This is a genomic window from Streptomyces sp. NPDC037389, from assembly GCF_040636475.1.
In the GTDB taxonomy this organism is placed as follows: Bacteria; Actinomycetota; Actinomycetes; order Streptomycetales; family Streptomycetaceae; genus Streptomyces; species Streptomyces hesseae.
In genome coordinates, this window is the sequence record NZ_JBEZUS010000004.1 from 505,639 (window position 1) to 525,474 (window position 19,836).

Annotated in this window: 17 protein-coding genes; 9 read left to right on the forward strand and 8 right to left on the reverse strand. The window is 72.0% G+C overall.

What is annotated here, in order from left to right:
• Nucleotides 1-16: 16 nt before the first annotated feature.
• From nth to AB0E98_RS11985, 3 genes are all read left to right on the forward strand, one after another.
• The gene (gene nth, locus AB0E98_RS11975) at nt 17-817 is read left to right on the forward strand and encodes an endonuclease III (protein WP_361701421.1); all 801 of its coding nucleotides are present in this window, start codon (nt 17-19) and stop codon (nt 815-817) included.
• A gap of 83 nt (nt 818-900) precedes the next feature.
• A complete protein-coding gene (locus tag AB0E98_RS11980) occupies nt 901-1,617 on the forward strand; it encodes a CoA pyrophosphatase (RefSeq protein ID WP_361701540.1) in 717 nt (238 codons plus the stop codon).
• A gap of 61 nt (nt 1,618-1,678) precedes the next feature.
• Nucleotides 1,679-2,878, forward strand: a complete 1,200-nt coding sequence (locus AB0E98_RS11985) for a MarP family serine protease (RefSeq protein WP_361701423.1) — start codon at nt 1,679-1,681, stop codon at nt 2,876-2,878.
• A gap of 146 nt (nt 2,879-3,024) precedes the next feature.
• Here the strand turns inward: AB0E98_RS11985 and AB0E98_RS11990 are convergent, their stop codons facing one another.
• The 6 genes from AB0E98_RS11990 to AB0E98_RS12015 form a co-directional block, all read right to left on the reverse strand.
• A complete protein-coding gene (locus AB0E98_RS11990; protein WP_361701424.1) occupies nt 3,025-3,243 on the reverse strand; it encodes a hypothetical protein in 219 nt (72 codons plus the stop codon).
• 109 nt (nt 3,244-3,352) lie between these two features.
• The gene (locus AB0E98_RS11995) at nt 3,353-4,345 is read right to left on the reverse strand and encodes an alpha/beta hydrolase (RefSeq protein WP_361701425.1); all 993 of its coding nucleotides are present in this window, start codon (nt 4,343-4,345) and stop codon (nt 3,353-3,355) included.
• On the reverse strand, nt 4,342-4,800 hold the full coding sequence (locus tag AB0E98_RS12000; RefSeq protein WP_361701426.1) for a phage holin family protein: 459 nt from the start codon (nt 4,798-4,800) through the stop codon (nt 4,342-4,344). Before AB0E98_RS12000 ends, AB0E98_RS11995 begins: the two co-directional genes overlap by 4 nt.
• 101 nt (nt 4,801-4,901) lie before the next feature.
• Nucleotides 4,902-6,299, reverse strand: coding sequence for a Na+/H+ antiporter NhaA (gene nhaA / locus AB0E98_RS12005; RefSeq protein ID WP_361701427.1), 1,398 nt, complete (start codon nt 6,297-6,299; stop codon nt 4,902-4,904).
• 222 nt (nt 6,300-6,521) lie between these two features.
• On the reverse strand, nt 6,522-8,489 hold the full coding sequence (gene acs / locus AB0E98_RS12010) for an acetate--CoA ligase (RefSeq protein WP_361701429.1): 1,968 nt from the start codon (nt 8,487-8,489) through the stop codon (nt 6,522-6,524).
• Between the two features lie 232 nt (nt 8,490-8,721).
• A complete protein-coding gene (locus AB0E98_RS12015; RefSeq protein ID WP_361701431.1) occupies nt 8,722-10,707 on the reverse strand; it encodes a carbonic anhydrase in 1,986 nt (661 codons plus the stop codon).
• A gap of 296 nt (nt 10,708-11,003) precedes the next feature.
• Between AB0E98_RS12015 and AB0E98_RS12020 the strand changes: the two genes are divergently transcribed.
• Nucleotides 11,004-12,230: a hypothetical protein gene (locus AB0E98_RS12020; protein ID WP_361701432.1), complete on the forward strand. Its 1,227-nt coding sequence runs from the start codon at nt 11,004-11,006 to the stop codon at nt 12,228-12,230.
• Here the strand turns inward: AB0E98_RS12020 and AB0E98_RS12025 are convergent.
• On the reverse strand, nt 12,211-13,203 hold the full coding sequence (locus tag AB0E98_RS12025; RefSeq protein WP_361701434.1) for an ATP-binding protein: 993 nt from the start codon (nt 13,201-13,203) through the stop codon (nt 12,211-12,213). The genes AB0E98_RS12020 and AB0E98_RS12025 overlap by 20 nt on opposite strands.
• Before the next feature lie 101 nt (nt 13,204-13,304).
• Here AB0E98_RS12025 and AB0E98_RS12030 point away from each other — a divergent pair, with 101 nt between their 5' ends.
• Entirely contained in the window at nt 13,305-14,126 is an 822-nt protein-coding gene (locus AB0E98_RS12030; protein ID WP_361701436.1) for an oxidoreductase, read from the forward strand.
• 331 nt (nt 14,127-14,457) lie between these two features.
• Here the strand turns inward: AB0E98_RS12030 and AB0E98_RS12035 are convergent, their stop codons facing one another.
• Nucleotides 14,458-15,330 (reverse strand): HAD family hydrolase, encoded by an 873-nt coding sequence (locus tag AB0E98_RS12035; protein ID WP_361701438.1) that lies wholly within the window; start codon nt 15,328-15,330, stop codon nt 14,458-14,460.
• A gap of 450 nt (nt 15,331-15,780) precedes the next feature.
• Between AB0E98_RS12035 and ssd the strand changes: the two genes are divergently transcribed.
• The 4 genes from ssd to AB0E98_RS12055 are packed head-to-tail and all read left to right on the forward strand — an operon-like array spanning nt 15,781 to nt 19,809.
• On the forward strand, nt 15,781-16,890 hold the full coding sequence (gene ssd / locus AB0E98_RS12040) for a septum site-determining protein Ssd (protein WP_361701439.1): 1,110 nt from the start codon (nt 15,781-15,783) through the stop codon (nt 16,888-16,890).
• Nucleotides 16,887-18,044, forward strand: coding sequence for a TadA family conjugal transfer-associated ATPase (locus tag AB0E98_RS12045; RefSeq protein ID WP_361701441.1), 1,158 nt, complete (start codon nt 16,887-16,889; stop codon nt 18,042-18,044). Before ssd ends, AB0E98_RS12045 begins: the two co-directional genes overlap by 4 nt.
• Nucleotides 18,041-18,985, forward strand: a complete 945-nt coding sequence (locus AB0E98_RS12050) for a type II secretion system F family protein (RefSeq protein WP_361701443.1) — start codon at nt 18,041-18,043, stop codon at nt 18,983-18,985. The genes AB0E98_RS12045 and AB0E98_RS12050 overlap by 4 nt, the downstream gene beginning before the upstream one ends.
• A complete protein-coding gene (locus AB0E98_RS12055; protein ID WP_361701444.1) occupies nt 18,982-19,809 on the forward strand; it encodes a type II secretion system F family protein in 828 nt (275 codons plus the stop codon). The genes AB0E98_RS12050 and AB0E98_RS12055 overlap by 4 nt, the downstream gene beginning before the upstream one ends.
• The last annotated feature ends 27 nt before the right edge of the window (nt 19,810-19,836 follow it).

Below are 19,836 nucleotides of genomic sequence, written 5' to 3' on the forward strand. Positions count from 1 at the left end.
AACGAACAAAACGCCGGTGACGAGACCACCGGCTGAACGGGCGGTCGCGAAGGCCGAGTCGCGGACCGCGCTGGTGCGCCGTGCCCGCCGGATCAACCGTGAGCTCGCCGAGGTCTATCCGTACGCCCATCCCGAGCTGGACTTCGAGAATCCGTTCCAGCTCCTGGTCGCCACGGTCCTCTCCGCTCAGACCACCGACCTGAGGGTCAACCAGACCACCCCGGCGCTCTTCGCTGCCTATCCGACACCCGAGGACATGGCGGCCGCCGATCCCGAGACGCTGGAGCAGCTGATCCGGCCGACCGGCTTCTTCCGGGCCAAGGCCAAGTCCCTGATAGGCCTCTCCGCCGCCCTCCGTGACCGCTTCGGCGGCGAGGTGCCCGGCCGGCTGGAGGATCTGGTCACGCTGCCCGGCGTCGGCCGCAAGACCGCCAACGTCGTGTTGGGCAACGCGTTCGGAGTGCCCGGCGTCACCGTCGACACCCACTTCGGCCGGCTCGTCCGCCGCTGGAAGTGGACCGACGCGGAGGAGCCCGAGAAGGTCGAGGCGGAGGTCTGCGCCCTCTTCCCCAAGAGCGAGTGGACGATGCTGTCGCATCGGGTGATCTTCCACGGTCGTCGCGTCTGCCACTCCCGCAAGCCCGCCTGCGGGGCCTGCCCGATCGCCCCGCTCTGCCCGTCGTACGGAGAGGGCGAGACGGACCCGGAGAAGGCGAAGAAGCTGCTCAAGTACGAGATGGGCGGGCGGCCGGGCCAGCGCCTCAAGCCCCCGGCGGACTATCCGGGCCTGCCCGCGAGCCCCCTGGGAGCCGAGTGACCGAGCGTAGGCCGCAGAACCGCATGGCACGGGACCGCGCCCCGCAGGACCGGGGCGCGGCCGAGGAGGACCGGGGGAGACGGATGACGAGCACGTACGGCGCGGGCACCGGGGAGACCGGGACCGCGGGGACCGGAGCGGTCACCGTCACCGCGCGGGGGCTGCCCGAGTGGCTGGAGCCGGTGGAGCGCGCCGCGCGCACCGTGGAGCCGCGGCAGCTCAGCCGGTTCCTCCCGCCGGAGAAGGGCGGGCGGCAGTCCGCCGTGCTCATCCTCTTCGGCGAGGGCGCGCAGGGCCCGGAGCTGCTGCTCCTGGAGCGGGCCGGCGGACTGCGCTCGCACGCCGGGCAGCTGTCGTTCCCCGGTGGCGCCCTCGACCCCGAGGACGGCGATCCGGACGGTGACGGTCCGGTGCGGGCCGCGCTGCGCGAGGCCGAGGAGGAGACCGGGCTCGATCCGTCCGGGGTGCAGGTCTTCGGTGTGCTGCCCCGGCTCTACATCCCGGTGAGTGGCTTCGTCGTCACGCCCGTCCTGGGCTGGTGGCGCGAGCCCAGCCCCGTCGCGCCGGTCTCACCGCTGGAGACCGCCCGCGTCTTCACCGTCCCGGTGTCCCACCTCACCGACCCCGCGCACCGCGCCATGGCCGTCCACCCCAGCGGCCACCGCGGCCCCGCCTTCCGGGTGGGCCCCGCCCTGGTGTGGGGCTTCACGGCCGGAGTGATCGACCGGATCCTCCACTACGCGGGGTGGGAGCGGCCCTGGGACCGCGATCGGGAGGTCCCGCTGGACCGGCACTCCTGACGGGCATGAGACGGTGGCCCTCCGCCGGCCACGACGACACATCAATGCGAGGCATCTTTCGGTGAACGTGCTGGACATCGTGCTGCTGGTTGCCGCCGTGTGGTTCGCGGTCATCGGCTACCGCCAGGGGTTCGTCGTCGGCGTGCTCTCGGTGATCGGCTTCCTCGGCGGGGGGCTGGCCGCCGTCTACGCGCTGCCCGTGATCTGGGACAGCGCCACCGACGACGCCGAGCCGGGCACGATCGCGGCCGTCGCGGCCGTCGCCCTCGTCATCCTCTGCGCCTCCGTCGGCCAGGCCGCCACCACCCACCTCGGCAACAAGCTGCGCCGCCACATCACCTGGTCCCCGGCCCGCGCGCTGGACGCCACCGGCGGTGCCCTCGTCAACGTCGCCGCCATGCTGCTGGTCGCCTGGCTGATCGGCTCCGCCCTCGCCGGTACGACCCTGCCCACGCTGGGCCGGGAGGTCCGCGGCTCCAAGGTGCTGCTCGGTGTCGCCCGGGTGGTGCCCCCGCAGACCAACACCTGGTTCGCGGACTTCAGCACGGTCCTCGCGCAGAACGGCTTTCCGCAGGTCTTCGCGCCGTTCTCCGCCGAGCCCATCACCTCCGTGCCCGCCCCCGATCCCAGGCTCGCGGGCGGCCCCGTCGCCACCGAGGCCCAGCGCAGCATCGTCAAGGTCGTGGGCAACGCGCCCAGCTGCGGCAAGGTCCTGGAGGGCACCGGCTTCGTCTTCGCGCCGCACCGGGTCATGACCAACGCCCATGTGGTGGGCGGGGTCGACGAGCCCACCGTGCAGGTCGGCGGCAAGGGCCGTCTCCACGACGCGCGCGTGGTCCTCTACGACTGGAAGCGTGACATCGCCGTCCTCGACGTGCCGTCACTGGAGGCCCCCGAGCTGTCCTTCGCCCAGGGCGACGCGGAGACGGGCAAGAGCGCCATCGTCGCGGGCTTCCCGGAGAACGGCGCGTACGACGTGCGCGCCGCCCGCGTCCGCAGCCGGGTCCAGGCCAACGGTCCCGACATCTACCACCGCGGCAGCGTCCGCCGCGATGTCTACTCCCTCTACGCCACGGTCCGGCAGGGCAACTCCGGCGGCCCGCTGCTCACCCCGGACGGCGAGGTCTACGGCGTGGTCTTCGCCAAGTCCCTCGACGACGCCGACACCGGCTACGCGCTGACGGCGGACGAGGTCCACCAGGACGTCGTGTCCGGCCGTACGGCGACAGGCAGGGTCAACACCCAGAGTTGCGCCCTCTGACGCTCTCTGGCCCGCCCGGGCCGCCACAGCGCCTCACAGGGGTGTTCCAGGGGCTTCCCGGGGCGCTCGCTGCGCCATACACGTAACGCGTGTACGAGCGAGAGGCGCTCGGCGGCAGAAGCAGTCGGCGACGGAGCGGCCGGCGGTCAGCGGCCGCGGGGGTGCCGCAGCCTCGCCGACATCCAGCGGGCGCGCCGGCGGATGATGCGGGGAATGCCCATCCGGGGGTCGGGCCCGGCCTGTGGCCCGTGCCTGCCCAGCTCGGGTGCCTCCGTGACCACGAGCGCGGCATCGCCGTCGGCGCCGCGCTCCTGCGTCACATCGGTCACGTCCGTCACGTCACGGTAGTCGTGCGTCCAGCCCATACCGGAAGCTCTGCCCGGGCCCAAAGGTCGGTAATCGCCCATGGGTCCGGCAATTGGCCTATGCGCGAGGCAATTGGCCGTTCGGTGGACGGGTGTTCCGCCCGCCGTCCTAGCGATCCGGCTCGGGGTCCTTCAACCAGCCGATGAGCTCCGCCGAGAACGCCGCCGGGTCCTCCTCGTGCGGGAAATGGCCGAGCCCGTCGAAGAGCCGCCAGCGGTAGGGGGCCTCCACATACTCGCCGGAGCCCGCCGCGCTGCGCGTCCGCATCACCGGATCGAGGGACCCGTGCAGATGCAGCGTCGGCACCCGGACGGGCCGCTTCATCCGGCGGTTGAACTGCATGCCGTCGGGGCGGGCCATGGATCGCACCATCCAGCGGTACGGCTCGATCGAGCAGTGCGCCGTGGAGGGGATCGACATCGCCCGGCGGTAGGTCTCGACGGCCTCGTCGTCCGGCAGCCGGGGCCCCGACCACTCCCGGATCAGCCGCCCCACCAGCGCCGCGTCATCCGCGAGCAGCCGCCGCTCGGGCAGCCAGGGCTGCTGGAAGCCCCAGATGTGGGAGCTCGCGGCGCTCTGCCGGGGGTCGGCGAGCATCGCCGACCGCCAGCGGCGCGGGTGCGGCATCGAGGACACCGCGAGTCGGCGCACCAGCTTGGGCCGCATCACAGCCGCGGTCCAGGCCAGATATCCGCCCAGGTCATGGCCGACGAGGGCGGCGTCGGGCTCACCGAGGGAGCGGACCACCCCCGTGATGTCGAGGGCGAGGTTCGCCGGGTCGTAGCCCCGGGGCGTACGGTCGCTGCCGCCGACGCCGCGCAGGTCCATCGCCACCGCACGGAACCCGGCCTCCGCGAGGGCCGGCAGCTGATGCCGCCACGTCCACCAGAACTGCGGAAAGCCGTGCAACAGCAGCACCAGCGGCCCCTCGCCCATCTCGGCGATATGGAACCGCGCCCCGTTCGCCGCGACGTCCCGGTGGGTCCACGGACCTTCCGGCCGGACGACCGCGGTGGGCGAGGACGCCACCGGGGCCGCGGGTGTCACGGGCCGGCCGGGTTCGGGGGACGCGGGCGCTGCGGAGGTATCGGGCACCGTCATACGGTCGAGCGTGTCACAGATGCGTCCGCCTGGCTCGTGTCGGCCAGGGGACGCGGGTGCGGCTTGACGGTGCCCAGCACGGCCGCGGTCTCCTTCGCCGAGGCGATGCTCTTCTCCGGCTTCTTGATCTTCTTGAACTTGGCGACGGCCAGCAGCCCGAGCACCGCCGCGAGCAGCAGATACGCGCCACCGGTGATCAGGAACGACCAGGCGAGCCCGAGCCCGAGATTGTGGATGCCGTAGGCCGCCGCGAAGCTGAGGACCGGCAGCGAGAAGAGCGCCAGGACACCGGCCGCGGCGATGGCGCCGCCACCGATGCCGAGCCGCCGGGCGTCCTGCCGCAGCTCGGCCTTGGCCAGTGCGATCTCGTCGTGCACCAGCGCGGACAGCTCGGTGGTGGCCTGTGCCACCAGCTGGCCGAGGCTGCGGTTCGCGCCGTCGTCGGCTGCGCTCATCGCCTGCTCCCTCATCGTCGTCGGCTTCGTCCTCCGCGGGGCTCCGGTCCGGCTGGCCCGGGCATTACAGGGAGCGCACCGCGGATGTAAAGACTCTCAGATCATGCCGGACCGTCGTCGCTGGTGGTGCGCCCTGCCGCGACTTCCGCCAGCTTGCGGTGCGCGGCCGCCTTGGCCTCGTACTTCGAGGCCATGCGCAGGTGGTACTCGGGATTGTCCTGCTCATAGATGTCCGGGATGCCGTCCTCGTCCTCGTCGCGGTCCTCCTCCTCGCAGAGCTTCTTGTACTTGTTGTCGCGCAGTTTGAGGAGAGTGCAGGAGAGGACGGCGGCCATCAGCGAACCGACGAGCACGGCCGCCTTGACCTCGCTCGTGAGGACGGCGTCGCCGCTGAAGGCGAGCTCGCCGATCAGCAGGGACACCGTGAAGCCGATCCCGGCCAGCGAGGCCACGGCCAGCACGTCGGGCCACTTGAGGTCCGGATTGAGCTCCGCCCTGGTGAACCGCGCCGCCGCCCAGGTGCCGCCGAAGACGCCGACGGCCTTGCCGACGACCAGGCCGAGGACCACGCCCAGCGTCTCGGGCCGGGAGAAGACGTCGGACAGCGCCCCGCCGGAGACCGCGACGCCCGCCGAGAACAGCGCGAACAGCGGCACGGCCAGCCCCGCCGACAGCGGGCGTACCAGGTGCTCGATGTGCTCGCCGGGGGAGTGCTCCTCGCCGTCGCGGCGGGTGCAGCGCAGCATCAGGCCCATGGCGACGCCCGCGATGGTCGCGTGGACGCCGCTGTTGTACATCAGCGCCCAGTTGACGACCGCCAGCGGTACGTAGACGTACCAGCCGCGTACGCCCTTGCGCAGCAGCACCCAGAAGACGACCAGGCCCACCACGGCGAAGCCCAGGGCTGCGAAGTTCAGCTTCGACGTGAAGAAGACCGCGATGATGAGGATCGCGAAGAGGTCGTCGACGACGGCCAGGGTCAGCAGGAAGGCGCGCAGGGCGGACGGCAGGGCGGTGCCGATGACGGCGAGCACGGCCAGGGCGAAGGCGATGTCGGTGGCGGTGGGCACGGCCCAGCCGCTCAGGGAGCCACCGCCGGCCGAGGCGGTCAGGGCGTAGACGATCGCGGGCATGGCCATGCCGCAGAGCGCGGCGACGACGGGGAGGATCGCCGCCCTGGGGTTGCGCAGCTCGCCCGCCACGAGCTCGCGCTTGAGCTCGATGCCGGCGACGAAGAAGAAGATCGCGAGCAGTCCGTCGGCCGCCCAGTGCTGGAGGGACAGGTTCAGCCCGAGGCTGCCGGGGCCGAGGTGGAAGGAGCGGGCGGTCTCATAGCTCTCGCGCAGCGGGGTGTTCGCCCAGATCAGCGCGGCGACGGCGGCGACGAGCAGCAGGACGCCGCCCACGGTCTCGGTGCGCAGAGCGTCCGCGAGATAGTTCCGTTCGGGCAGGGAGAGCCTGCCGAGGAAGACGGAACGCTGGTTCTTGGACGCGGCCACGATGGTGGACCTCCTGGGGTCGGTCTGACGGTCTGAAAACACACGCGTACACGTGTGCTGTATTGCCGACCAGACTTCCCGGCGCGCCCTAGATTCTTGTCGCAATATTTACGCGACAGGTACTTACCTTAGCCGGAAAGAGTGAAGGGCGTCCGACGTGTTGTCGGGCGCCCTTCACTCATAGGTGCTTTGACCTGTGGTTATGCAGATGTGTTTTTGGGTTCAGTCCTCGCTGGGGGCGGCTGGGAGCTTGGCCTGGATGAGGTCCATGACCGAGGAGTCGGTCAGGGTGGTCACATCGCCGAGAGTGCGGTTTTCGGCCACGTCGCGCAGCAGACGGCGCATGATCTTGCCGGAGCGGGTCTTGGGCAGCTCGGCCACGGGCAGGACCCGCTTGGGCTTGGCGATCGGGCCGAGCTGCTTGGCCACATGGGCGCGCAGCTCCTCGGTGAGGCCCTCGGCCTCGGCGTCCACACCGCTGCGCAGGATGACGAAGGCGCAGATCGCCTGGGTGGTCTGCGGGTCGGCGGCGCCGACGACGGCGGCTTCGGCGACCTTCGGGTGCGAGACGAGGGCGGACTCCACCTCGGTGGTGGAGATGTTGTGGCCGGAGACGAGCATGACGTCGTCGACCCGGCCGAGCAGCCAGATGTCGCCGTCATCGTCCTTCTTGGCGCCGTCGCCCGCGAAGTAGCGCCCCTCGAAGCGGGACCAGTAGGTGTCCAGGTAGCGCTGGTCGTCCCCCCAGATGGTGCGGAGCATGGACGGCCACGGCTCGGTGAGGACGAGATAGCCGCCGGCGCCGTTGGGTACCTCGTGGCCGTCGTCGTCGACGACGGTGGCGGAGATGCCGGGGAGCGGGACCTGGGCCGAACCCGGCTTGGTCTCGGTCACGCCCGGCAGCGGGCTGATCATCATGGTGCCGGTCTCGGTCTGCCACCAGGTGTCGACGACCGGGGTGGTGTCGGCGCCGATGTGCTTGCGGTACCAGACCCAGGCCTCGGGGTTGATGGGCTCGCCGACCGACCCCAGGATCCGCAGGCTCGACAGGTCGAACTTGGCGGGGATGTCGTCGCCCCACTTCATGGCGGCGCGGATGGCGGTGGGGGCGGTGTACAGGATCGTGACGCCGTACTTCTGGACGATCTCCCACCAGCGACCCTGGTGCGGGCTGTCGGGAGTGCCCTCGTAGAGCACCTCCGTCGCGCCGTTGCTCAGCGGGCCGTAGACGATGTACGAGTGGCCGGTGACCCAGCCGACGTCGGCGGTGCACCAGAAGACATCGGTCTCGGGCTTGAGGTCGAAGACGGCGTGGTGGGTGTACGAGGCCTGGGTGAGATAGCCACCGGTGGTGTGGAGGATGCCCTTGGGCTTACCCGTCGTGCCCGAGGTGTAGAGGATGAAGAGCGGGTGCTCCGCGTCGAAGGCCTCGGGGGTGTGCTGGTCGGACTGACGCTCGACCAGGTCGTGCCACCACACGTCGCGGCCCTCGGTCCAGTCGATGCCCTCCTGGTCGGTGCGGCGGACCACGAGCACGCTGCGGACGTTCTCGGTGCCCGGACGGGTGAGGGCCTCGTCCACCGCGGGCTTGAGCGCGGAGGGCTTGCCACGCCGGTAGCCACCGTCGGCGGTGATGACGACGCGGGCGTCGGCGTCGTTGATCCGGGTGGCGAGGGCGTCCGCGGAGAAGCCGCCGAAGACCAGGGAGTGCGGGGCGCCGATGCGGGCGCAGGCCAGCATCGAGACGACCGCTTCGGGGATCATCGGCAGATAGATGGCGACGCGGTCACCGGCCTGGACACCCAGCTCCAGCAGGGCGTTGGCGGCGCGGGAGACCTCGCGCTGCAACTCGGCGTAGGTGATCGAACGGCTGTCGCCGGGCTCTCCCTCGAAGTGCAGCGCGACACGGTCGCCCAGCCCGTTCTCCACATGGCGGTCGACGCAGTTGTACGCCACGTTGAGCTTGCCGTCGGCGAACCACTTGGCGAACGGCGCGTTCGACCAGTCGAGGGTCTCGGTCGGCTCGGCCGCCCAGCTCAGGCGGCGGGCCTGCTCGGCCCAGAAGCCCAGCCGGTCAGCCTTCGCCCGCTCGTACGCCTCGGCGGTCACATTGGCCTCGGCGGCCAGACCGGCGGGCGGTGCGAAACGGCGCTCCTCCTTCAGAAGGTTGGCCAGGCTTTCGTTGCTCACGACATCTCCCTTTCCCAGGGGGCTCGTTACGTCCCGGCCATAGCTCATCAGGCCGGGACGCACCCTGACAAGGGGTGTGGACAAAAAGTGGTTTAGACCTTATGAAAACCTGATGTGCCGAGGTCAGAGGGGGTGGTGCGGCCGATGGGACGCGCTGGGGGCGTCGCGCCGGAGTGCCGGGCGGGGTGGGTCATACGGGGTGGGTCATACGGGATGGGTCATACGGGATGGGTCATACGGCGTCCAGGACGGCGGGCCGTACGGCGGTGAAGGTGCGCGAACGCCGGTCCAGGACATAGGCCTGGGCCTCGCCCACGTGGAAGTACATCCCCTGGAGCCGCAGTGATCCTTCGGCCACCCGACGCGCGACACAGGGGTGGGCCATCAGATGGTCGAGCTGCTGCAAGATGTTGACGAGCGCCAGCCGCTCGACGTCGTCCGCGACGGGACGGTCCGCCAGCGCCACCTCGCCACGCCCCAGTCGGCCGATCCGCTGCATTCGGGCCAGGCTGGGCCGGCCGTGCCGCAGCCAGCGGGTGAGCGGGGTCTGGACGGAGGCGAGGCCATGGCCGGCGGGGGAGGCGGACAGATCCAGCAGGGCCTGCATCGCACCGCATCCCGAGTGCCCGCAGACGGTGATGTTGCCGACTTTGAGCACCTCCACGGCGTACTCCACGGCGGCGCCGACCGAGTCGCAGCTCCCGTCGTCGCCGGGCGGGGGCAGCAGATTGCCGACATTGCGCACGGTGAACAGATCGCCGGGGCCGCTTGAGGTGATCATGCTGGTCACCAGCCGGGAGTCGGCGCAGGTGAGGAAGAGCTGGCTGGGGCGCTGTCCTTCCCGGGCGAGCCTGGCCAGCTCGTCGCGGACCAACGGGGCGGTGTCGCGCTGGAAGGTGCTCACCCCTCCGAGGAGTTGCCCGGTCTCGCCGGGCCCGGCCTCCTCCTCCGCGCGGTGGGCGCGGTCGAGATGGCGCCAGGGGGTCCAGGGGCGGTGGGCAGGGGAACCGGCGGGGTCCGTGGCGGGCTTGCCGCGGCCCCGGAGGGAGCGGGCGATCCCGGGCAGTGAGAGCAGGGCGGCGATCACCATGCCCACCACGACGCCCTGAAGCACTCCCAGCAGCAGCACCGACCCGAGCGTGGCCACGTACATGGGGAACTCCCTGTGTCGCGACATCTGCTTGACCTGCGCCAGGTCCGTCGCCCTCAGCCCGGCCGCGACGGCGAGAACGGCCACGGCGGACAGGGGGACCAGCTCCGGCACCGCAGCCGGCAGCCCCGCGCACAGCAGGACGCAGACGGCACACACCGCCGAGCCCGCGTGGGATCCGGGCCCTGCGGCGCCGGGGGGTACCGCGCCCCGGGGGCGCAGCCACTCCTGGACGGGGGCCGGCAGCAGGGACCGCAGCGACTGCGCGCTCGCGGCGAGCGTGAGCGTCAGCACCGCCGCGAAGATCCCGAGCACCGGGCCGTCCGGCAGGCCGGGCAGCACCCGTGGCCCCCAGGGGGCGAGGGAGATCCGGGGCGTGTCCAGGGAGAGACTCGCACCCATGGCCAGGGCGAGCGCGGCGAACGGGGCGGGGACGAGCCGCAGCAGCCGCCCCGCCCTGCCGGGCAGCCGGGGCCAGACCGTCAGCGTCACCGCCGTGACGGCGGCGGCCAGGAGCGCGGCGGGCCGTGGATGCGTCAACTCCGAGAGCAGGGCCCGGACACCTGCCGGCGCGGCCGGCTGAGGACCACCGCCCAGTACGACGGGCGCCTGGCCGAGGACGATCGTCGCTCCTGCACCGGCGAGCATTCCGCGCGCGACGGCGGGACTGAACGCCGACGCCAAACGGGCCACCCGTGGGGCGCCGAGGGCGAGCTGCGCCAGCCCGACGAGGGCGATGACCCCGCAGGTGACCTGCCAGCCCTGGCGCTGGACCAGCTCCGCGGTCACCAGCACCAGACAGGCGGCCGTGCCCCCGGCCCGGGCCGGGGCGGCGCCGAACACCGCTCCGGCGATCCCGGCGACGGCCGCCGCGATCAGGCCGGCCTGGAGGGGGACGCTCGCCGCCAGGGCGATCCCCAGGGAGAGGGGAACGGCGGCCAAGGTGACGGCGCCGGAGGCGGGGAGATCCCGGGACCAGGCGGACCGGCTCCGCCCACTGGGCTCAGGGGGGCCGTCCTGGCGGAGTGCAGGGAAGGAAGGGGGCGTCTGGGTCTGCTGAGCGGGCATCGTCGGTCCCGTCTTTTTCGTCGGGGCGGCGCGGTCGCGCTGGATGCGCGGCCGTGGTCACGGCGGGCAGCGGCGGGAGCGGCTGCGACGGACAGGCGTCCATCAACTCTCGGTAAACGGATCGTAATGCAGAGTAAAGGGCTGGCGAGGGAGTGCCCCGACCCTTCCCCTGATCGAGCGAATAAGTATTTTTAAATGCCTGCCTCCTTTGTTCAGTTTTGACCCCATGCGATGGTGGCGTCGCTTGAACGTCTGCCCGCCCCGCCGGACAGGCGAGTCGAACGGCGAGGTGGCTCATGGCTGCTGCATGGAGAATCGCGCTCGGCGGCCTGACTGCCCTGGCGCTGGCCTCGGGGGCCGCGACGCCCGACGCCTCCGCCCCCGCCGGCGGCCGCCGGGCGCCGGCCCGTCCGTACCCGGCCGGGCGGCCGGTCCGGCTGATCGGCGACGGCTCCACCGCCGAGACCGGCCCTCAGCCCGGGCAGCCCGTCCCGCGCCGTCTCAAACCCGGTGAACGGCCGCCGCAGTTCGTCGTCTTCTCATGGGACGGCGCGGGCGAGGACGAGCAGAAACTGTTCTCCCACTTCCGGGCCGTCGGCAGGAAGTACCACGCGACCATGACCTACTTCCTCAGCGGCGTCTACATGCTCCCCGCCGCCAAGCGGAAGCTCTACGCCCCGCCCCGGCACTCCGCAGGTGCCTCCGACATCGGCTTCAACGACGTCGAGGGCGTGCGGGACACCGTGGCGCAGATGCGCGCCGCCTGGTTCGAGGGCAATGAGATCGGCACCCACTTCAACGGTCACTTCTGCGGCGCCCACGGTGGCGTCGGCACCTGGACCAGCAAGGAGTGGATGAGCGAGATCCGGCAGGCGGAGTCGTTCGTCAGGCACTGGCGGACCAACGCCGGGCTCAGGTCGGAGCCACCCCTTCCGTTCGACTACGGCAAGGAGTTGGTCGGCGGGCGGGCGCCCTGCCTGGAGGGCCAGCGCAATCTCATCCCGGCGGCCAAGGCCATGGGTTTCCGCTACGACGCGAGTTCCATCGGCGGGCGGCAGGTCTGGCCCCGGAAGATCCGCGGCGTCTGGGACTTCCCCTTGCAGGACATCCCCGTCCCGGGGCGGGACTTCGAGACGCTGTCGATGGACTACAACTTCCTCGCCAACCAGTCCGGTACCACCGAGGGCGAGCCCGCCCGGCGGGAGGCGTGGGGCAGACAGATGCGCGACGGCCTGATGGCGGGCTTCCAGCGGGCGTACCGGGGAAACCGTGCCCCGTTCTTCGTCGGCGACCACTTCGAGTCCTGGAACGGCGGCACGTACATGCGTGCTGTCGAAAGCGTCATCAAGAAGGTCTGTGTGAAGGACGGCGTGCGCTGTGTCTCCTTCAAACAGCTGGCGGACTGGCTGGACGCCCAGGATCCCCGGTTGCTCACGGACCTGCGCGAGCTGGAGATCGGCAAGACGCCGAAGAACGGCTGGGCGCGGTTCTCCGGCGCCTCCGTCAGACGGGCTGCGCGGTAGCCAGCAGCTCTTCGTCCAGCACGAACGCGGGATCGACCTGCGCCGCCAGATCGGCACCCGTCTTGGCGTTGCCCCAGCTCTCCGCGTTCTTGAGGTGGAAGTGGACCATCTGGCGGGTGTAGCGCCGCCAGTCGCGCCGCTCGTAGGAGGCGTCCGCGGTCTCGCCCAGAACGCGCAGGGCCTGCCGGTTGACCTCCTCCAGCAGCTCGAAACGGGGCGGGCGGCCCTTCTCCATCGCCCGCACCCAGTCGGAGTGGCCGACCGTCGTGAGCAGGTCCTCGCCCACCTCGGCACGCAGGAAGTCGAGGTCGTCCTGCCCCTGCACCTTGTTGCCCACGACCTTCAGCGCGACGCCGAAGTCCCGCGCGTACTCCTTGTACTGGCGGTAGACGGACACACCCTTACGGGTGGGCTCGGCGACGAGGAAGGTCATGTCGAAACGGGTGAACATCCCGGAGGCGAAGGAGTCGCTGCCCGCCGTCATATCGACGACCACGTACTCGCCCGGCCCGTCCACGAGGTGGTTCAGGCACAGCTCGACCGCGCCGACCTTCGAGTGGTAGCAGGCGACACCGAGATCGGAATCGGTGAAGGGGCCGGTGACCATCAGCCGGACGGACGTGTCGTCGTCCAGCGCCACCGTACGGGCGCATGCCTCGTAGACCGGATTGTCCTCGGTGACGCGCAGCAGCCGTGATCCGTTGCCCGGCGGGGTCGTTTTGATCATGGTCTCCGCCGAGGCGATGCGCGGGTTGTCGCCGCGCAGATACTCCTTGATCAAGGGGAGCCGTGCGCCCATAGCGGGCAGAGCGGCGGTGTCCGCCTCGTCGAGCCCGAGCGCCGCGCCGAGGTGCTGGTTGATGTCCGCGTCCACGGCGATGACGGGGGCACGGCCGACGGCGAGGTGGCGGATGAACAGGGAGGACAGCGTGGTCTTGCCGCTGCCGCCCTTCCCCACGAAAGCGATCTTCATATTCACCAAGAGTAGGTGCAGGGGTGCGCTGAGTGAGAGCCGTGAGTGAAGAGGACCACTCTTTCGGGGGGTGTAGACCCGAAGTGCGTAGTGTCTTACCCATGAGTACGACAGCCGATCCGCTTGCCACCCTGGGCTCGCTCCCGGGCGTTGCCGACTCCGTGGACTCCGTACGCAAGGCGGTGGACCGGGTGTATGGCCACCGGGTGATGCGCCGCCGGAGCAATGAGGTCACCTCCGAGGCGGCGCTGCGCGGTGCGCGGGGCTCGGCCGCGCTGTCCGGCGCGGACTGGGCCCTCGAAGAGGTGCGCCGCCGCTCCGACTTCAGCGGTGAGGGGGAGCCGCGTGCGGTGGGCGCGGCGCTGCGGCTGACCGCCGAGGCGGGTCAACTGCTGAGCGTGTGGCGCCAGTCCCCGCTGCGGGTCCTGGCCCGGCTGCATCTGGTGGCCGCCGGTGGGGACCGGCCCGATGCCTCGGTCGGACGGCCGCGGCTGGCCGGTGAGCCGGTGGTGGAGCCGCTGGTCGAGCTGCCGCTGCCGGGCGCGGACGAGGTCGCGGGACGACTGGAGGGACTGGCGGGGCTGCTGATCGCGGGCAGCGCGGCCCCGGCGCTGGTGACGGCGGCCGTGGTCCATGGCGAACTGCTCGCCCTGCGGCCGTTCGGTTCGTACAACGGCCTGGTCGCGCGGACGGCCGAGCGCATCGTGCTGGTGGGCAGCGGTCTGGACCCCAAGGCCATCTGCCCGGCCGAGGTGGGGCACGCGGAGCAGGGCCGGGAGGCTTATGCGGCGGCGCTCGAGGGCTATGTCTCGGGTACCCCGGCCGGCCTGGCGGCCTGGATCGCGCACTGCGGCCGTGCCGTCGAGCTGGGGGTGCGGGAGAGTACGGCGGTGTGCGAGGCGCTTCAGCGCGGCGCCGCCTGACCGGCGGCCACCGGGTCGGCCGCCGCCGGCCCTCGGTCCGCCTCATCACCCTTGTGGTGGACATGGGTTGCGGCGGTACCTGTACTGCTCCGGTACCGCCGCTGGCACGTCCGCCGGGTTACCATGCGTGCACGAAATTCGCCCATCAGGCCGGGGACTTCGCCCGCCACCTGGTGCGACTGGCCCGTAATCGACGGGTCGGCGTCGCGTGGGTGCCCGGCTTTCATGCTCGGTCCGTGGGGCCTTGGTGCGTGAGGGGCGTCCTCCCGGATGTCCCTGGTCTCGCGGGCCGTTAAGTCCTTTCTACTCCTGTCGCCGTAGAAGCGGAAGCCTAAGCCACAGTTCTTTTGCTTTTGGCATCAAAAGCGGGCAAGGCGGGCATGGTCGCGCGGCGGCGGTTGGCGAACCACATCAGCCCCGCCGTGGCCGCCGCCGCGCCGATCGCGGCAGCCATGAGCAGCGCCGGACGGGATGGCATGGACAGCGCGGAAATGCGCTGCTTCAGGCGCACGGGACGGTTGAAGGAGAGGACCGGCCAGTCGCGTGACACCGCTTCGCGGCGCAATGCCCGATCGGGATTGACGGCGTGGGGGTGGCCGACCGCCTCCAGCATCGGAATGTCGGTGATCGAATCGCTGTATGCGTAGCAGCGGCTGAGGTCGTATCCCTCCGAGGCGGCCAGCTCGCGCACGGCCTCGGCTTTGGTGGGGCCATAGGCGTAGTACTCGATTTCCCCTGTGAAGGCGCCTTCCTCGACGACCATCCGGGTGGCCACGACCCGGTCGGCGCCCAGCAACGCCCCGATCGGCTCGACGACCTCGGCGCCCGAGGTGCTCACGATCACCACATCCCGTCCCGCGGCGTGGTGTTCCTCGATGAGCGAGGCGGCCTCGTCGTAAATGATCGGGTCGATGAGCTCGTGCAGGGTCTCGGCCACGATCTCGCGGACCTGCTGGACATTCCAGCCCCTGCAGAGGGCGGAGAGATACTGACGCATCCGCTCCATCTGGTCGTGGTCGGCTCCGCCGGCCAGGAAGACGAACTGTGCATAGGCGGTGCGCAACACGGCGCGCCTGTTGATCAAGCCGCCTTGGTAGAAGGACTTGCTGAAGGTGAGCGTGCTCGACTTCGCAATGACCGTCTTGTCCAGATCAAAGAACGCGGCGGTCCTGGGCAAGGAGTGGTTTTCCACGCCGCCGAGCATAGGGGCCCTCCATTCGGCGTAAGCTGAGGCGTGTGGGTTTGCCTGAGAAGGCTCTCGGGTACACCATGGAAGTCACGGATCGTTCGCGACCGTGTCTAACCCGGCCCGACTCCTCCCCCCCCGAGTCGGCCGTGGGGACGACCCCCGCTCTCCCCCCCGGCGGGGGTCGTCGCATGTCCGGATGCGTTTCGGTCGTCGTCATCGGGCCTCCCCCGTCCTCGCCCGCCCTGTTGAGCGCGTGGCCTCCCTCCTTCATACCCGTTACGCAGCGTAATCGCCACGCTGCTCTCCGGAAGTCACCGGTATAGGTGAGCGGGATATTCACAACCGTTGAGTTGTCCACAGTTTTTGACCAAGATCCACACGATTTCCCGGTTCGCTGCACGGTGATTCCCCGCGAGTTCCGCGATGTTCGCGGAGACGAGAGCGTGGAGTGAGAGGGGAGAGACCGTGACCGGATCCAGCACGTCCGATCGGCCCGCTTCCGGCGACGGCAAGCAACGGGGCCCGCTGATCGTCACGGAGGACGAGGCGCTGCTCGACGATCTGCTGAGGCTGTGCGCCGCGGCAGGTGCCGTGCCCGAGGTCGTCCACGGCCCGTTCGCCCGGGGAACCGGCTGGGACGGCGCGCCCCTGATCCTGGTGGGCGACGACAGCGCCACCGGACTGGGGGCCGCCGCCCGCGTCGAGGGCGTGGTGCTCGTCGGCAGGGATCCCGGCGACCCCGGCGTCTGGCGCAGAGCCGTCGGAATCGGCGCCCGTCATGTGGCCCTGCTGCCCGACGGGGAGGGCTGGCTCGTCGACCGGATCGCCGACGCCGTGGAGGGGGTGGGACGCCCGGCTCTCACGGTGGGCGTCGTCGGCGGCCGCGGCGGCGCGGGGGCCAGCACCCTGGCCTGCGCCCTGGCCGTGGGCGCGGCCCGCGCCGGGCGGCGCACCATGCTGATCGACGGCGATCCCCTGGGCGGCGGGCTCGACGTACTGCTGGGCGGGGAGAGGGCCGAGGGGCTGCGCTGGCCCGCCTTCGCCGACTCGCGGGGGCGAGTGGCCGGACAGGCACTGGAGGAGGCCCTGCCCGAACTCCACTCCCTGCGCGTCCTGAGCTGGGACCGGGGCGGCTGCCCGGCCGTCCCGCCCGAGGCGATGCGCGCCGTCCTGGCCGCCGCCCGGCGGCGCGGCGGAGTCGTGGTCGTGGATCTGCCACGCAGGCTGGACGAACCGGCCGTCGAAGCCCTGGAACAGCTAGACCTGGGCCTGTTGGTGGTCCCCGCCGAACTGCGGGCCGTCGCCGCAGCCCACCGGGTGGCCTCGACGCTGGGCATGCTGCTGAGGGATCTGCGGGCCGTCGTGCGCGGCCCGTTCGGCTCCGGCCTGGAGGCTGACGAGATCGCCCGCCTCTTGGGGCTCCCCCTTGCGGGTGAACTACCCCTGGAGCCCGGCCTGTCGGACGCGCTCGACACCGGCCGGCCGCCGGGCGGTGCCGAACGGGGGCCATTGGCCCGCTTCAGCGCGGAGTTCTGGGACAGGGCACTCCCCGAGGACGAGGGAGTACCGGCATGAGCCTCGCGCTGCTGGACGCCGTACGGCTGCGGCTGGCGGAGAGCGGGGCCGAGCCGACACCCGCCCGGGTCGCCGAGGCGCTGCGCCGGGAGGGACGGCTGCTGGGCGACGCCGAAGTCCTCGGCGTGGCGGCCCGGTTGCGCTCCGAGCTGGTCGGCACGGGCCCTCTGGAGCCCCTGCTGGCGGCGCCCGACGTCACCGACGTCCTGGTCACCGCCCCCGACCGGGTCTGGATCGACCGGGGCGCGGGCCTGGAGCGCACCGATGTGACCTTCCCCGACGCGGCGGCGGTGCGTGGCCTCGCCCAGCGCCTCGCCGCCATCGCCGGACGCCGGCTCGACGACGCCCGGCCCTGGGTGGACGCCCGCCTCCCGGACGGCACACGCCTGCACGCCGTCCTGCCTCCCGTGGCCGTCGGGTCCACCTGCCTCTCGCTGCGGGTCGTCCGGCCGCGCGCCTTCGCCCTGGCGGAGCTCGTGGCCGCGGGGGCGCTGCCCCCTGACGGGGAGCGGCTGCTGCGCGCCGTCCTCGACGCTCGGCTCTCCTTCGTCATCAGCGGCGGCACGGGCTCGGGCAAGACCACGCTGCTGTCCACCCTGCTGGGGCTGGTCGCGCCAGACGAGCGGATCGTCCTCGCCGAGGACTCCGCCGAACTGCGCCCGGACCACCCGCATGTGGTGCGGCTGGAGACCCGCCCCGCGAACCAGGAGGGCACCGGCCTCGTCACCCTGCGGGATCTGGTGCGCCAGGCGCTCCGGATGCGCCCGGACCGGCTGGTCGTCGGCGAGGTGCGCGGTCCCGAGGTCACCGATCTCCTGGCCGCTCTCAATACGGGCCATGAAGGAGGCTGTGGCACGGTGCACGCCAATGCCGCCGCGGACGTCCCGGCCCGGCTGGAGGCGCTGGGCTCTACGGCGGGCCTCGACCGGGCGGCGCTGCACAGCCAGCTCGCGGCCGCCCTGTCGGTGGTGATCCATATGGTCCGTGACCACCGCGGCCGCAGAAGGGTCGCGGAAGTCCATGTGCTCGACCGGGATTCCGCCGGTCTGGTGACGACCGTCCCGGCAGCCGTGTGGGGCGAGGACGGCTTCGAGCGGGCGCGGGGCTGGGACCGGCTGGCCGAGCTGTGCGGGCGCGCCGGAGGTGCGCCATGACCGGGTGGCCGTCCGGGGCGCAGGCTTCCTCCGGGTGTGCCGCGCTGTTGTTCTTCGTCCTGGCGCTCTGCGCCCTTGCCGTGCGGCGGGCTCGGCCGGGGCCGGGCGTGCGGCGGGCCCGGCTGCTGCTGGCCGGTGGTGGGACGGCCGGGGGTGGGAGAGCTGGAGATGGGCCGGGTCTCGCTCTGCCGGGTCGGACCGGTGAGTGGGTCGGCCGCTTGCGACGGGTGGTGCGGCAGAGACGGGAATTGCTCTGTCTGCCTGTCGGCTGCGCGGTGGCGGTGCTGGGGAAGTCGGTGCTGCCGTTGATCGTGGGAGCGCTGGCCGTGCCGCTCGTACGGCGGTGGCTGGCGGCGCGGGAGCGGCAGCGTGAGCGGGAGCGCCGGGAATCCGCCGTGATCGACATGTGCGGCACCGTCGCGGGTGAGCTCAGGGCGGGGCGCCAGCCCGGTGCGGCGGTGTCCGGGCTGAGGGAGGCGGGGCTGGGCCCGGGGTGGCCCGCGGTGCCGGCGGCGGCGAGGTTCGGCGGGGACGTACCGGACGCGCTGCGCAAGGCGGGGCGACAGTCGGGGGCCGAGGGGCTCCAGGGGGTGGCCGCCTGCTGGCGGGTCGCGGTCGACGGCGGGGCCGGTCTGGCCGCGGGCCTGGAGCGGGTCGCGGCGGCTCTGGGCGCCGAGCGGGATCAGCGGGAGGAACTGCGCGCCCAGTTGGCGGGCACCCGGTCCACCGCCGTGATGCTGGCGCTGCTTCCCGTCCTCGCCCTGCTGATGGGTGTCGCGCTGGGGGCCGAGCCGCTGCGGGTGCTGCTGCACACCCCGACCGGGCTCGGGTGTCTGGTGTTCGGCGGACTGCTGGAGTGCGCGGGGATCGCGTGGACCCGGCGGATCGTCCGGGTCGCCGAAGGGCCGGGGAAGACGAACGGGAGGGAGCGGGAGAAGTGAACGGGGGCGTTGTTGTCCACAGCCTGTGGGCGGTGGTGCTGGCCGCGATCGCGACGGTGTGCGTGGCGGCGCTGGGGAGAGGCGCGCGCGGAAGGCGTACGGTACGCGGCCGGTTGGTGACCCTGCTCGGGAGCCATGGCCCGGCGGCGGGTGAGGCGGCGGAAGGCGAGGGCCGGTCGCGCAGCCGGTCACGGCGCGCGGTGAGCGGCCTGGACGGGCGGGTGGCTGTGGCGGCGGCCGTGACGGTGGGGATCGCCGGGCTCGGGCTCGTCTGGCTGGTCGCGGGTGTCACCGGATGCGTGGCGGGAGTCGCCGCGGCCTGTGGTGTCTGGCGATGGTGCCGGAAGGCCGAGGAGGCCGAGGGAAAGGTGCGGGCCGAGGAAGTGGGGCGGCAGTTGCCCCTGGCGGCCGATCTTCTGGCCGCCTGTCTGGCCGCCGGTGCCGGGCCCAGGGAGGCCGCCGAGGCGGTCGGGGGCTCGCTGGGAGGCCCGGTCGGGTCCCGGCTGGCCCAAGCGGCGGCGGAGGTACGGCTCGGCGGCGATCCGGGCACCGCCTGGGGGCGGCTGGGGGGCCTGCCCGGGGCCGCCCCGCTGGCCGGCTGTCTGGAACGGGCCCAGGCCACCGGAGTCCCGGCGGTGGAGCCCATGGCGCGGCTGGCGGCACGGCTGCGCGCGGCCCAGGGGAGATCGGCGGCGATGAGGGCCCGTCGCGCGGGGGTTCAGGCGACGGCACCGCTGGGGCTCTGCTTCTTGCCCGCGTTCCTGACGGTCGGGGTGGTGCCGGTGGTGGTCGGGCTGGCAGAGGGACTCATGCGCGGAAGCTGAACGCGGTCTGGCGCATGGGCAGCGAGC

What these genes read in the sequence shown, in the direction of transcription:
- AB0E98_RS12035 (WP_361701438.1), bottom strand. Translation starts at nt 15,330, where the DNA reads ATGCTCGGCGGCGTGGAAAACCACTCCTTGCCCAGGACCGCCGCGTTC.
- AB0E98_RS11995 (WP_361701425.1), bottom strand. Translation starts at nt 4,345, where the DNA reads ATGACGGTGCCCGATACCTCCGCAGCGCCCGCGTCCCCCGAACCCGGC.
- AB0E98_RS11990 (WP_361701424.1), bottom strand. Translation starts at nt 3,243, where the DNA reads ATGGGCTGGACGCACGACTACCGTGACGTGACGGACGTGACCGATGTG.
- AB0E98_RS12030 (WP_361701436.1), top strand. Translation starts at nt 13,305, where the DNA reads ATGAGTACGACAGCCGATCCGCTTGCCACCCTGGGCTCGCTCCCGGGC.
- AB0E98_RS12000 (WP_361701426.1), bottom strand. Translation starts at nt 4,800, where the DNA reads ATGAGCGCAGCCGACGACGGCGCGAACCGCAGCCTCGGCCAGCTGGTG.
- AB0E98_RS12050 (WP_361701443.1), top strand. Translation starts at nt 18,041, where the DNA reads ATGACCGGGTGGCCGTCCGGGGCGCAGGCTTCCTCCGGGTGTGCCGCG.
- AB0E98_RS11980 (WP_361701540.1), top strand. Translation starts at nt 901, where the DNA reads ATGACGAGCACGTACGGCGCGGGCACCGGGGAGACCGGGACCGCGGGG.
- AB0E98_RS12015 (WP_361701431.1), bottom strand. Translation starts at nt 10,707, where the DNA reads ATGCCCGCTCAGCAGACCCAGACGCCCCCTTCCTTCCCTGCACTCCGC.
- AB0E98_RS12025 (WP_361701434.1), bottom strand. Translation starts at nt 13,203, where the DNA reads ATGAAGATCGCTTTCGTGGGGAAGGGCGGCAGCGGCAAGACCACGCTG.
- AB0E98_RS12020 (WP_361701432.1), top strand. Translation starts at nt 11,004, where the DNA reads ATGGCTGCTGCATGGAGAATCGCGCTCGGCGGCCTGACTGCCCTGGCG.
- AB0E98_RS12045 (WP_361701441.1), top strand. Translation starts at nt 16,887, where the DNA reads ATGAGCCTCGCGCTGCTGGACGCCGTACGGCTGCGGCTGGCGGAGAGC.